Origin of the sequence: Verticiella alkaliphila (assembly GCF_018904615.1) — a bacterium.
Taxonomy (GTDB): Bacteria; Pseudomonadota; Gammaproteobacteria; order Burkholderiales; family Burkholderiaceae_B; genus Verticiella; species Verticiella alkaliphila.
The window spans coordinates 38,918-51,106 of record NZ_JADCNH010000013.1; the positions used below are offsets into that span (position 1 = coordinate 38,918).

The window sequence follows — 12,189 nt, forward strand, 5'->3', positions numbered from 1 at the left end:
AGATTTCCCTTTTTCAGCAGAGATACTTGCCCTCCCGTCCAGACTTTGCGACCACATGGGTTGCGGTTATTGATGCTGGAATAGCGCGTGGCAACACCACCGTTTACGACAGTATGCAGTTCATTGTCCCAGGTATGGTGGGTACTGCAGGCCAATACGAAAATGCCTTTCCCACACATCCTGTAGACATGTGGGCGATCGACAATCGCGTCGCTTACGCCAACAGCATCGCTCCCATCGAGCTCCTCGCCTACTTCTATCCCACCGCAGCCCCCGCAGACCATGACACCCTTCTTCGCGCCCTCTCGGACGGCACGCTCACCAGTACCGATTTTCTCAGCGGCTGGCTGCCCGCCGCCCTCGAGCACACCCAGCCCAGCGCCGGTGCCGTGCTGCAGCACGTGTTCGACGCAGGGCTGGGGCACCCTGCACTGCCCGCGCTCGATCTCGGGCTGCCAGGCGTCACGGACGCCCAGGTGGAGTTCCTGATCGGCATCTACGTGGCCGCGTTCGATCGGGCACCGGAGCACACCGGGCTCGTCTATTGGGCCAACGATCTTGCCGGATTGCTGGCCCAAGGCCAGTCCGAGCCGGACGCCATGAAGCACATGGCGAAGGCGATGTACCTTGCCGGTGCGCAGCACGGTGAGCAAGGCACGGCACTGAATGACGCGGCCTACGTGCAGTTCGTCTACGACACCGTGCTGGACCGGACGCCTGACCCGGGCGGTGCCCAGTATTGGACGGAGCAACTGCAGGCAGGCGCCGACCGCAGCACGCTCATCGCCGTCTTCCTGACCAGCGCCCTCGGCGCCTCCGGCGACGGTCACTACCTGCAGGCACGCATCGCTGTGGCGGAGTATGCCGCGCAGGCACACATGTCCGGCCCCGGCTCGCTCATCGATCTCGCCCAGGTGATCGACGGCGTGGCCACCGCAGGCGACGCGTATCTCGCCATCCAGGCCATGGCAGCGGCAGCCGGTGCCAACGCCGCCGCGACGCGGATGGCACCCGGACATGAACCGTTGCTGGCGCGTCTCGTGGACGATGAGTCCACCATCATCGAACCGGCTTGGGCAGACGTGCAGACGCCCACAGCGCAGGCGGACATCCTGTTGGTGGGCATCGCGCCAGAGTCACACGACAATCTGTTCTGATGTGTTCACCCACGGGGAGGCCCACAGCACGCGCCAACCTGCGCCAAGACCCGGCCTGCATCGTCCCGTGTGCTGTCGATCCGCTGTCCTGGCGTCGCTGTGGGCAATCTGTCACCGCGCCGCCATCAGCAAGTCCAGGTTCTGCACGGCTGCGCCCGCCGCGCCCTTCCCAAGGTTGTCGAAGACAGCGGTGAGCAGGACCTGCCCCAGCGCGCCGTTGTCGAACACGGCGAGCGAGAGGTCGTTCGTGCCGTTGAGGGCCTGGGGATCCAGGATGGCCGTGCTCGCGTCCTCGACAGGCGCCGCCACGCGCACCTGTGCCGTGTCGGCATAGCGGTCTGCCAGCGCAGCATGCACGTGCCGCGCCATGACGCCCGCGCGCAGCGCGCCCAAGGGCAGCGCGATCGTGAGCACGATGCCTTGCCGATACGCGCCATAGGCCGGAACGAAGATCGGACGCTGGATCAGCCGCGCGTGCTGCTGGATCTCGGGCACGTGCTTGTGATCGAGGCCGAGCCCGTACACCTGGAATGAGGGCGGCCGGCCCCCGTCGCCTGCCTCGCCCTCGAAGCGATCGATGGCCGCCCGGCCGCCCCCGGAGTACCCCGACACGGCATGGATGGCGAGCGCCGCGTCCTCGCGCAACAGGCCGGCATCCACGAGCGGGCGCAGCAGCGTGATCGCCCCGGTGGGATAGCACCCGGGATTGCTGATCCGAGAGGCGCCCGCGATCCGTGCCGCCTGCGCCGGATCGAGCTCGGGCAAACCATAGGTCCAGTCCGGATGCGTCCGATGCGCGGAGCTCGCATCGATGATGCGCACGCCATCGCGTCGCACCCAGGCGGCGGCCTCGCGGGCAGCGGCGTCGGGCAGGCAGAGAATGGCCACATCGCAGTCGTTGAGCGCCTGCGTGCGACGCGCCTCGTCCTTGCGCTCTGCCTCGGGCAGCGTGATGAGTTCGATATCCGTGCGTCCAGCCAAACGTTCCCGGATTTGCAATCCGGTAGTTCCCTGTTCGCCGTCGATGAATACGTGTGTCTTGGCCATGCGTGCCTCGCGCCATGAAGATACCCACCATCTTGCGCCCCGCACCCAGTACAGAAAAGTTGAATATCATGATGATCACGATCAGCTATTCTGAATACCGACATGCGCGAGATCAGTCTGGACCGCCTGCGTACCCTGGTCGCCATTGCCGATCTGGGTTCCTTTGCGAAGGCAGCGCAACGCCTGCATCTGGCGCCGCCCACTGTCAGCCTGCACGTGGCCGAGCTCGAAGCCCGCATCGGCGCGTCGCTGCTGCACCGCGGCCGCGGTGCGGTGCGTCCGACATCGATCGGCGAAAGCCTCATCACCCGCGCGCGCCATCTGCTTGCCCAGGCTGAGCAGGCGCTGGAAGACATTCAGCGTCAGGTCGCCGGCGTGGCCGGGCGTGTCCGCATCGGCGCTTCCACGGGCGTGCTCGCCCACCTGCTGCCGCAGGCCATCCACGCGATGAGTCGCGAGCATCCGGAGGTCGACATCGAGGTGGCCGTGCTCACGTCCGAGGACACCCTCGCGCGCCTGCGCCAGGGTACGCTGGATATCGGACTGGTCGCGTTGCCCCAGCCGCCCGTGCCAGGCATCGTGCTGCACGATTGGCGGCGCGATCCGGTCATGGCCTTCGTCCCGCAAGCCTGGAGCCCGCCTGCGCGGGTCTCGCCGGCGTGGCTCGCAGCCCGGCCCTTGATCGCCAACGACGCCACCACCCGACTGTCTCGCCAGACGCGCGAGTGGTTCGCTGCCGCAGGTCATCACCCGCAACCGCGCATCGAGCTCAACTTCAACGACGCCATCAAGAGCCTGGTCGCCGCAGGCTACGGCGCCGCGCTGTTGCCGCAGGAATCCAGCGCGCCGGCACCCACCGCCGGCATCACGCTGCGAGCGCTGCGCCCCGCGCTGTGGCGCGCCCTGGGCATTGCCCACCGCGCGGGCGAACTCGATGCCGCGACTCACCACGTGCTGGGCGTCCTGCAACGGCCAACCCAGGCTGAGGCCGCGCCCAGCCGGGCGTGATGACCACAACCCGGGTGCTTAGCGCGCGAACCTGCTCACGCCTGCCCGCAGCTCTCGGCCACCAGCGTGCGCACCAGTTCTGCTGCCGGCATGGCACGCGCGAGCGGCGCGCCCTGCCCGGCCCATTGGGCGGCGTAGTCGGCAGACTGGCGCGACGCTTCGGCCGCATGCAGTTGCTTGGCGGCGTCATAGGCCACCGGATAATCCGCAGGCACGGGTGCGCCGTCGATCTCGCCATGCTCGATCAGCGGATTGACCATGCCGCGCGCAGGGCGGCCGGACAGCACCGCCGTCAGCCGCGTGCGGTGGGCTCGCTGACTTTGCAGTGCCGCGCGGTAGTTGGCGTTGGCGGAAGACTCCGGCGTCAGGATGAACGCCGTGCCCAATTGCGCGGCGACGGCACCCAGATCGAGCATTGAGCGCACACCCTGCCCGTCCATGATGCCGCCCGCGGCGATCACGGGCAGCGTGCACTCGCGCACCAGCAGGCGTACCAGCACGGCCGTGCTCAGGCGCTCATCCGCGGCGCCCGGGTCGAACATGCCACGATGCCCGCCCGCCTCGATTCCTTGCGCCACGATGGCATCGAGCCCTGCGCGCGCAATGGCCTCGGCCTCGGCAGGGTTGGTGGCCGTGGCCATCAGCACGATGCCCGCTTCGCGCAGTGCCGCGAGTCGCTCCGCATCGGGCAGACCGAAGTGAAAGCTCACCACGGCAGGCCTGGTCTCGAGCAACATCGCCAGCGCCGCATCGTCATGCAGGAAGCTTGGATAGATCTCGTTGAGCGAGAATGGCGGCGTGGCGCCCACCTCGGCAAAGAGCGGCGCCAGATGGCGTAACCAGGCGGATTCGCGCGCGGCATCGCGCACCGCGGGCGCATGGCAGAACACGTTGACGTTGAAGGGCCGATCGGTGAGCGACTGCGTCGCCTGGATCATGTCCCTGGCCTGCGCGACCGTGCTGGCACCGATGCCGAGCGATCCCAAGCCCCCCGCGTTCGACACCGCCGCGGCGAGCGCAGGCGTGGATACGCCTGCCATCGGCGCCTGGATGATTGGATGGGACAATTCAAGATCGGCGAACCGGGAGGGATGCGGCATCGTGCGGCTCCAGAGGACGAGGCCACGAGCCTAGCATGTCCCCGCACTCCCCATCGCCGGGGTTGAGCCAGCCCGAAGGACGATCGTCATCAAACCCATGAGGATGCTTGCGCAGCTGTGCGCTGTACTGTATAAATAAACAGTCATCCACTCATGTGTCACGCCATCGTGTCCTACTCCGTCACCCTCGAAGATTTTCCCGAGATCACGCCGCAATACCGTCAAGAAGCCGAGCGGCGCTTTCGCAAGACCTTGGAGCGCGCCCTGGGCGGCGAAGACGAGGTCACCCCGGCCTACCGTGCCTGGCAGAACGCCGAAGAATCGTCCGAAAGCGAACTCTCACCGCTCGATCGCGAACTGGCCTTGCGCTGGCAGAAGGCTGCCCAGCGGGCGCGACAGGATGGCTTCCATGGCCTGGGCGAATCGGACGAAGCGTACTTCGAGATCCGGCTTCAGCGCTAGGCGTTTCCTGACCGCCGCCATCGTCGCAGCGTCGAATCTTCATGGCGCGCCTTCGCGCGATGCGCTCTAATACGCCGCTGCCGGTGTCAGGAGGCGTCGTACGCGATGGATGTGCTGCTCAATCCCATGGCGCTGCCGGTACTGGCGAGCATCGTCATGCTCTTCGTGCTTGCCTCGCTGGTCCGGCATCCCGTGCCGGGGGTGGTGTCCTGGCTCATCGGCTGCTCAGTACTCGTGGCGTCGCAATGCGCGTACGCCACCCGGGGCAGTGCTCCGCTGCTCTTCAGCATGGTGTTCGCCAACACCGCCTTTCTTGTCGGCATGCTGCTCCTGCTCGACGGCTGCCTGCGCTTCTTCGGGCGCCGCGCGCCCTGGCGTGTCATGGCGGGCGTCGTCGTGGCGATGACGCTCTACAACCTCGGGCCCTGGATGGGCTACGCCCGCATGGATCATCGCGTCGTCGCCTTCTCCATCGTGCATGGCGTTGTGACGGCGATCATCGCGGCGCTGGTGTGGACGCACCGCCCGCGCCATCGGCCTCCCTACGTCTACGGTCTGTGCGCCGGGCTCGCGGCGCTGCTGACCTTGGGATACGCGGCCCGGCTCGGCTACTACGCGATGCTCGACGACCTCGCCCTCGCAAGCCGGCTGGACGTCGGCATGCCCGCCATCTTCGTCGCGTTGGGCGTGGTCGGCAACGCGGGGCTCATCATGAGCCTGATCGTGATGGCCCACGACCGCCTGCTGGCAGACATCGAAAGCATCGCGTATCGCGACTATCTGACTGGCGCCGCCTCGCGCCTCGCCTTCCTGCAGGATCTGCGCCGCAGGCTCGAACACGCACCGTCAGCGCCACCCTTGGCCCTCCTGCTGGTCGATCTGGATCACTTCAAGACGATCAACGACACCCACGGTCATGCCGCGGGCGACGTGGCGCTGGTGCACTTCGCTGCCCTCGCCCGCGCCTGCCTGCGGCGCAACGATGTCCTCGGCCGCCTGGGCGGTGAGGAGTTTGCCGTGCTGCTGCCCGACGCGGGCGCTGCCGATGCCATGGCACTCGATGCTCGACTGCGGCACGCGCTCGAACAGACTCCCGCCGTGTTCGGCCGCGTCGCGCTGCGGCATGGCTTCAGTGCCGGCCTGGCAACCGCCGAGCCGCATGACACGCCCGACCGTCTCATGGCGCGCGCAGACGTGGCGCTCTATCGGGCCAAGCACGCCGGCCGGGGGCGGCTGGAGCGGGCAGATCCGGGTAGGAACGCCTTGCGTGATGCCGCCTGACGCCAGGCCTCAGCCGCACGGGATCGGTGTGAAATGTTATATTATTACGCTCCGTTTTCCCTTTCGGGCTCTCCGCATGCGATCCATCCGCCGTCTTCCGTTCGCCCTTCCTCTGGCCATCGCCCTGTGCACGCCGGCGCTTGCCCACGACCACAGTCATGATCACGATCATGACAAGGAAGCCGAGCACGGCCATTCGCACGGCGCGCATGAACATGGCGTATCGCGTCTTGACGCGGTGCTCGAGGGCAAGACACTGGAACTGTCGCTGATGGGCCCGGCGCACAATTTCGTGGGCTTCGAGCATGCCCCGGAGACAGACGCCGATCGTGCGTCGATTGCCAAGGCGCAGGCCCAGCTGAAGGACGGCGCGGCCCTCTTCGGCCTGCCGGCGGCTGCCGGTTGCAAGCTCGAGGACACCGATATCGATGTCGACCATGGAGCCGACAAGGAAGCCGCGCACGACCACGCCCACGAGCACGAGGACGATCACGACCACCGCGACTATTCGGCCGAGTACCGCTTCTCGTGCCAGGATCCGAAGGCGCTGTCTGCAATCGATGTCGGCGTGTTCAAGGCATTTCCGCAGACCACCGAGATCCGCTTCCAGCTGGCAATGCCAGGCGCGCAATCGGGCGGCTCGCTCACGCCCGAGGATGCCGTGATCTCGCTGCGCTGATGGCAGCGCCGACCGACTCCCTGCTGGCCGCCGTCGATCTGCGGTTTGGCTACGGGCGCGGGCCGGACGTGATCGATCTGCCCGCGCTTGTGCTCGCGCCAGGCGAGCGCGTGTTTCTGCACGGCCCGAGCGGCTGCGGCAAGAGCACGCTGCTCAATCTGCTCGCGGGCACGCTGTCGCCGCGCGCCGGTCGCATCACGGTGGCAGGCCTGGAGGCGTCCGCGCTGCGCCGCGGTCAGCGTGATCGCCTGCGTGGCGAGCGCCTCGGCTTCATCTTCCAGCAGTTCAATCTGCTCCCCTTCCTGTCGGTCACGGAGAACGTAATCCTGCCGTGCCGGTTCTCGCGCAAGCGGCGCGATGCCGCGCTGCGCGAACATGGCACGCTCGAAGCCGCCGCTCAGACCCTGCTGGCGGCCCTGGGCCTGCGTGACCCGGCCATCGCGCGTGCGCGCGCCGGCGCCCTGTCCGTCGGCCAGCAGCAACGCGTGGCCGCAGCGCGGGCCCTGATCGGCGATCCGGCGCTGGTGCTGGCCGACGAACCCACCTCGGCACTGGACGCCGACGCACAACGCGACTTCGTGGATCTCCTGTTCGCCCAGTGCGCCCGCACGGGCGCGGGCCTGCTCTTCGTGAGCCATGACGCCCGGCTCGCCACGCGCTTCGATCGCGTACAGGACTTGCGCGCGCTGAACCGCGCGCAGCGCACCGCGGAGGCCGTATGACCAGCACCTTGTGGCGCATTGCGCTCGGCAGCCTCTGGAGCCGCCGCTTCACCGTCGTGCTGACGCTCGTGACCATCGCCGTGAGCGTGGCCTTGCTGCTGGGCGTCGAGCGGTTGCGCCAGGACGCGCGCCAGTCCTTCCTGCGCACGGTGTCCGGGATCGACCTCGTGGTCGGCGCCCGCGCACACCCCGTGCAGCTCATGCTGTACTCCGTGTTCCGCCTCGGCGAGGCCACCAACAACATCTCGTGGAATGCCTATCAGGCCGTGGCCAACCAACCCGGCGTCGGGTGGACGGTGCCGATATCCCTGGGCGATTCGCACCGCGGCTATCGCGTCGTCGGCACGACGGCGGGCTACTTCGATCACGTGCGCTACGCGGGCGACCAGCCGCTGGTGATGGCGCAAGGCAAGCGCTTCGACGGCCTCTTCGATGCCGTGGTGGGTGCCGCCGTGGCACGCGATCTGGGCTATGCGCCCGGTGAGCGCATCGTCCTCGCCCATGGCACATCGACCGCCAACCCCAACCTGCACGATGATCGCCCGTTCACGGTGAGCGGCGTGCTGGCCCCGACCGGTACGCCGATCGATCACGCCATCTATGTGAGCCTGGAGGCTATCGAGGCCATCCACATGAATTGGCGCGCCGGCACCCGCATCGGCACGGCACCGGACCCGGACACGATCGATCCCGCGCGTCTTCAGCCACGCACGATCACGGCCTTCTATGTCGGGCTCGAGCGCCGCATGGCCGTGTTCGCCGTGCAACGCTGGGTCAACGAGTATCGGGCAGAGCCCATGACGGCCGTGTTGCCCGGCGTGGCCTTGCAGCAACTCTGGGGCTTGCTCGGCACGGCCGAGCGCGCACTGACCATCACGGCCGCGTGCGTGGTGCTGACCGGACTGCTGGGCCTGCTCGCCGTGCTGCTGGCCACGCTGGAGGAGCGCCGACGCGAGATGGCCATCCTGCGCGCCGTGGGCGCCTCACCCCGACACGTCGCCGGCCTGCTGCTGTGGGAGGCGGCGCTGCTTGCCGTGCTCGGCACGGCCGTGGGCTATGTCCTGCTGCAAGGCGCTGCCGCAGCGCTGGCCCCCTGGCTGCAGGCGCAGTACGGCCTGCTCTTGAGCGTGGGCCTGCCCGGTGCCAACGAGTGGCGCCTGATGGGGCTGGTCGTGGCCAGTGCCCTTGCCGTATCCTGCGTGCCTGCGCTGTTGGCGTACCGTCATTCGGTCGCCGACGGCATTACCGTCAAACACTGATGAGGAGTGCCATGCGACGCTTCCCCCGCTTTCCGCCCACCGTGCTGTTCGGCCGCTTCCTGGCGCTCGGCGCGCTCGCGATGGCCCTGGCCGGCCCCGCGCCTGCCGCTGCCGCCGAGGTGCGCGAGATCGACTGGCTGGAGATGATCCCGCCGGACGAGTTGAAGGAACTCGAGAAGATGACCGAGATCGAGGTGGACCACTCGGGCAACACGCCGGCCCCTGTGATCGGCAGCGACCGCACGGTGCCGACCATGGATGGTGTACGCGGCAAGCTGCCGGGCTACATCGTGCCGCTCGAGAGCGACGAGAAGAACCGCGTCACCGAGTTCTTCCTCGTGCCCTACTACGGCGCGTGCATCCACGTGCCGCCGCCACCAGGCAATCAGATCGTCTACGTCAAGCCCGCCAAGCCGGTGGAGAACGTCGAGATCTGGAATCCGTACTGGATCGAAGGCACGATGCGCATCCGCGATGCGAAGAACGATGTGGCCTCGGCCTCGTACAGCTTCGAGGCGGACGACGTGCGGCCCTATCTCTGACCTTTCGCGGGCGACGCATGGCGTTGCCCTACGCCGGTTCTGCCTCAGGGCCTCGAGTGTCGACCGAGGCCTTTTTTGTGTCGGCCGTGCCGGGAGGTAGGCACGAGGCGGATGGGGGTATTGCGGTGGGCCGGATCCGACATGTCACGGAGCCTGATACGGGCAGGTTCGCACTTGCGGCGCAGCTTTGTCTTTTTTCACGCCCACCTCTCTCGTTGATGAAGTTATGTAATAACATTGCGCTTCTTTGATGCAATGTTATTACATAACTCATGCCGATACCCGCGTTCTCCCTGCGTCCCCTCCCCCTGGCCCTTGGTGCTGCCCTGGCGTGCAGCCAGGCGCTTGCGCAGACGGCGCCGCCTCCCGTCTCACGCTTGACGCCGATCACCGTCTCGGCCAGCCCGCTCGCACGCAGCGCCGAGGACACCATCCAGCCCGTGCACGTGCTGACCGAGGACGAGCTGGTCACGGCACGCGGCGCAACGCTGGGCGAGACACTGTCGGGCGAACCTGGCATGCAGTCCGACACCTTCGGCGCCGGTGCCGGCCGTCCGGTGATCCGCGGCCAGACCTCGCCGCGCGTGAAGGTGTTGTCGGATGGCTCCGAGATCCTGGACGCCTCTGCCGTGAGCCCAGACCACGCCATCGGTGTCGAGCCGATGCTCGCCCGGCAGATCGAGGTGCTGCGTGGGCCCGCCACCCTGCTCTATGGCGGCGGCGCGATCGGCGGCGTGGTCAACGTGCTGGACGAACGTGTGCCCACGCACGTACCCGAGAACGGTGTGGAAGGCACCGGGGAAGTTCGCCTCAATACCGGAGCACGTGAGCGCACCGGTCTCGTCGGCATCACCGCCGGCACTGGCAACCTGGCCGTGCGGGTCGAAGGCCTGAAGCGTCACAGCGACGACTATCGTGCGCCGGATCTCGACACGCGCCGCGTGCCTGGCACGTACAACGACACCAGCACCGGCACGCTCGGCGTCTCCTGGGTCACCCCGCGCGGCTACACCGGCATCGCCTACACACGCCAACGCAGCGAGTACGGCCTGCCCGGCCACTCGCACGAGTACGAGGATTGCCATCCGCACGGCAGCCACCTGCATTGCGGCGGGCACGATCACGATCATGACCACGACGATCATGACCACGACCATGCGCATGGCGACGCCCACGAAAGCCCGTTCGTCGACCTGCACAGCCAGCGCTGGGACCTGCGCAGCGAATACCGCGATCCGCTGCCCGGCTTCACGCGCATGCGCCTGCGGGCCGGCCACACGCAATACCGGCACAGCGAGATCGAGGAAGACACGGCGGTGTCCGTCTTCCGGAACAAGGGCTATGACGCGCGCCTGGAGCTCGAGCATGCGCCGATCGCCGGCTGGCGCGGCGTGCTGGGTGCCCCCACCCTGCGCAGCACCTTCACCACCGAGGGCACGGAGGCCTTCATGCCGCGCACGGTGACGCGCAACACGGGGCTCTTCGCGCTCGAAACCTATGAATGGAACGACTGGCGCTTCGAAGTCGGCGCCCGGCATGAATGGCAGCGTGTCACACCGGACAATGCCCAGCCGCGCTACTCGGCCGGAGCGACGTCCCTGTCTGGCGCCGCGCTCTGGCGCTTCACGCCGGGCTATTCGCTCGGCCTGTCGCTCGCGCGCTCGCAGCGCATGCCCAACGCCCAGGAGCTCTATGCCCGCGGCGTGCATCTGGCCACCAACACATACGAGATCGGCACGCCCGATCTGCAGAAAGAGACGTCACACAACGTCGACCTGACCCTGCGCAAGGATGCCGGCGATACGCGCTTTCAGGTGAGCGTGTTCCACAACCAGGTGAAGAACTACATCTACGCCGATACGCTGGATCAGTTCGAGGATTTCCGCCTGGTGCGCTATGCACAGCGCGATGCCCGCTTCACGGGGATTGAAGGCAAGGTCTCGCAGCGCCTGAACGCCATCTTCACGGCGTCGGCATTCGGCGACTACGTGCGCGCCCGCTTCGACGAGGGCGGCGGCAACCTGCCGCGCATTCCGTCGGCCCGCCTGGGCGTGGGCCTGAACGCGGATTGGCAGGCCTGGCGTGCCAGCGTAGAGTTCTCCCACGTCTACACGCAAGACCGCTTCGCCGCCTTCGAGAGCCGCACGGCAGGCTACAACCTGCTCGACGCCCGCGTGAGCTACCTCGGCCGGCTCGGCACCACCGACTACGAGATCTACCTGCGCGGCAACAATCTGCTCGACAAAGTGGCCTACAACCACGCATCGTTCCTCGCGCGTACCGTGCCGCTGCCAGGCCGCAACCTGACGCTGGGGGTGCGCGTGGCGTTCTGAGGCCAGCGCGGGGCCGGGTACGCGGCCCCGCGCGTTTGCAGAGGCCCCGGATGACTGCTACCCTGCGGCGAACCGTTCTCTCATGGCCCTCATGCCGAAGTCCCAGACCGCCGCCGCCCGTTCCCGCATCGAAGACGCCCTCTCGGTGGCCGATGCCCTGTGCGCGCGCCGCGGCAAGCGTTTCACGCCGATCCGCCGGAAGGTGCTGGAGCTGCTGCTGCAGCACCAGCGCAGCCTGAAGGCCTACGAACTGCTGGACGAGATCCGTGCGGTGCATCCCAATGCAACGCCGCCCACTGTCTACCGGGCGTTGGATTTCCTCCTGGAGGAAGGTCTCGTCCACCGGGTGGACACGCTCAACACGTTCATCGCCTGTCGCGATGCCGACGGCGCGCCGCACAACCTGCTCGTGGTGTGCACCGCCTGCGGCCGCGTGGCCGAGATCCATGACGACGTGGTGCGCAGCCGGCTGGCCGAGCGCATCGCGGACGCTGGCTTCCGGCTGGCCGGCGACGAGATGGAAGTGAAGGCCTTGTGCGGCGACTGCCGGGCCGCCGCGCCCGAGCATTCGCACGACCACTCACACGCACACGACTAGG

Annotated in this window: 12 protein-coding genes; 10 read left to right on the plus strand and 2 right to left on the minus strand. The window is 67.6% G+C overall.

Going from position 1 to position 12,189, the window contains the following annotated elements; translation table 11 throughout:
• Positions 1-188: 188 nt before the first annotated feature.
• Positions 189-1,157, plus strand: a complete 969-nt coding sequence (locus IMZ29_RS10670) for a DUF4214 domain-containing protein (protein WP_216183547.1) — start codon at positions 189-191, stop codon at positions 1,155-1,157.
• Positions 1,158-1,268: 111 nt separating this feature from the next.
• Here IMZ29_RS10670 and argC read toward each other — a convergent pair whose 3' ends face one another.
• A complete protein-coding gene (gene argC / locus IMZ29_RS10675) occupies positions 1,269-2,204 on the minus strand; it encodes an N-acetyl-gamma-glutamyl-phosphate reductase (RefSeq protein WP_216183549.1) in 936 nt (311 codons plus the stop codon).
• A 102-nt stretch (positions 2,205-2,306) separates the two neighbouring features.
• On the opposite strand from argC, the gene IMZ29_RS10680 reads away from it, so the two are divergent.
• On the plus strand, positions 2,307-3,212 hold the full coding sequence (locus IMZ29_RS10680) for a LysR family transcriptional regulator (RefSeq protein WP_216183550.1): 906 nt from the start codon (positions 2,307-2,309) through the stop codon (positions 3,210-3,212).
• 35 nt (positions 3,213-3,247) lie between these two features.
• On the opposite strand, the gene IMZ29_RS10685 is transcribed toward IMZ29_RS10680, so the two are convergent.
• A complete protein-coding gene (locus IMZ29_RS10685; RefSeq protein WP_216183552.1) occupies positions 3,248-4,312 on the minus strand; it encodes an NAD(P)H-dependent flavin oxidoreductase in 1,065 nt (354 codons plus the stop codon).
• A 153-nt stretch (positions 4,313-4,465) separates the two neighbouring features.
• On the opposite strand from IMZ29_RS10685, the gene IMZ29_RS10690 reads away from it, so the two are divergent.
• From IMZ29_RS10690 to IMZ29_RS10725, 8 genes are all read left to right on the plus strand, one after another.
• Positions 4,466-4,774 (plus strand): hypothetical protein, encoded by a 309-nt coding sequence (locus IMZ29_RS10690; protein WP_253207029.1) that lies wholly within the window; start codon positions 4,466-4,468, stop codon positions 4,772-4,774.
• Positions 4,775-4,879: 105 nt separating this feature from the next.
• On the plus strand, positions 4,880-6,055 hold the full coding sequence (locus IMZ29_RS10695) for a GGDEF domain-containing protein (protein WP_216183554.1): 1,176 nt from the start codon (positions 4,880-4,882) through the stop codon (positions 6,053-6,055).
• Entirely contained in the window at positions 6,045-6,734 is a 690-nt protein-coding gene (locus IMZ29_RS10700) for a DUF2796 domain-containing protein (protein WP_253207036.1), read from the plus strand. Before IMZ29_RS10695 ends, IMZ29_RS10700 begins: the two co-directional genes overlap by 11 nt.
• A complete protein-coding gene (locus IMZ29_RS10705; RefSeq protein ID WP_216183558.1) occupies positions 6,734-7,456 on the plus strand; it encodes an ABC transporter ATP-binding protein in 723 nt (240 codons plus the stop codon). Before IMZ29_RS10700 ends, IMZ29_RS10705 begins: the two co-directional genes overlap by 1 nt.
• Positions 7,453-8,715 (plus strand): ABC transporter permease, encoded by a 1,263-nt coding sequence (locus IMZ29_RS10710; protein ID WP_216183560.1) that lies wholly within the window; start codon positions 7,453-7,455, stop codon positions 8,713-8,715. Before IMZ29_RS10705 ends, IMZ29_RS10710 begins: the two co-directional genes overlap by 4 nt.
• Positions 8,716-8,726: 11 nt before the next feature.
• The gene (locus IMZ29_RS10715; RefSeq protein WP_216183562.1) at positions 8,727-9,257 is read left to right on the plus strand and encodes a DUF3299 domain-containing protein; all 531 of its coding nucleotides are present in this window, start codon (positions 8,727-8,729) and stop codon (positions 9,255-9,257) included.
• A gap of 272 nt (positions 9,258-9,529) precedes the next feature.
• Positions 9,530-11,590, plus strand: a complete 2,061-nt coding sequence (locus tag IMZ29_RS10720; protein ID WP_216183564.1) for a TonB-dependent receptor domain-containing protein — start codon at positions 9,530-9,532, stop codon at positions 11,588-11,590.
• 82 nt (positions 11,591-11,672) lie between these two features.
• Positions 11,673-12,188 carry a Fur family transcriptional regulator gene (locus IMZ29_RS10725; protein WP_371820223.1) on the plus strand — a complete coding sequence of 172 codons (516 nt, stop codon included), beginning with the start codon at positions 11,673-11,675 and terminating at the stop codon, positions 12,186-12,188.
• Position 12,189: the final 1 nt, after the last annotated feature.

What these genes read in the sequence shown, in the direction of transcription:
- IMZ29_RS10695 (WP_216183554.1), top strand. Translation starts at nt 4,880, where the DNA reads ATGGATGTGCTGCTCAATCCCATGGCGCTGCCGGTACTGGCGAGCATC.
- IMZ29_RS10700 (WP_253207036.1), top strand. Translation starts at nt 6,045, where the DNA reads ATGCCGCCTGACGCCAGGCCTCAGCCGCACGGGATCGGTGTGAAATGT.
- IMZ29_RS10685 (WP_216183552.1), bottom strand. Translation starts at nt 4,312, where the DNA reads ATGCCGCATCCCTCCCGGTTCGCCGATCTTGAATTGTCCCATCCAATC.
- argC (WP_216183549.1), bottom strand. Translation starts at nt 2,204, where the DNA reads ATGGCCAAGACACACGTATTCATCGACGGCGAACAGGGAACTACCGGA.
- IMZ29_RS10710 (WP_216183560.1), top strand. Translation starts at nt 7,453, where the DNA reads ATGACCAGCACCTTGTGGCGCATTGCGCTCGGCAGCCTCTGGAGCCGC.
- IMZ29_RS10720 (WP_216183564.1), top strand. Translation starts at nt 9,530, where the DNA reads ATGCCGATACCCGCGTTCTCCCTGCGTCCCCTCCCCCTGGCCCTTGGT.
- IMZ29_RS10670 (WP_216183547.1), top strand. Translation starts at nt 189, where the DNA reads ATGTGGGCGATCGACAATCGCGTCGCTTACGCCAACAGCATCGCTCCC.
- IMZ29_RS10715 (WP_216183562.1), top strand. Translation starts at nt 8,727, where the DNA reads ATGCGACGCTTCCCCCGCTTTCCGCCCACCGTGCTGTTCGGCCGCTTC.
- IMZ29_RS10705 (WP_216183558.1), top strand. Translation starts at nt 6,734, where the DNA reads ATGGCAGCGCCGACCGACTCCCTGCTGGCCGCCGTCGATCTGCGGTTT.
- IMZ29_RS10680 (WP_216183550.1), top strand. Translation starts at nt 2,307, where the DNA reads ATGCGCGAGATCAGTCTGGACCGCCTGCGTACCCTGGTCGCCATTGCC.
- IMZ29_RS10725 (WP_371820223.1), top strand. Translation starts at nt 11,673, where the DNA reads ATGGCCCTCATGCCGAAGTCCCAGACCGCCGCCGCCCGTTCCCGCATC.
- IMZ29_RS10690 (WP_253207029.1), top strand. Translation starts at nt 4,466, where the DNA reads ATGTGTCACGCCATCGTGTCCTACTCCGTCACCCTCGAAGATTTTCCC.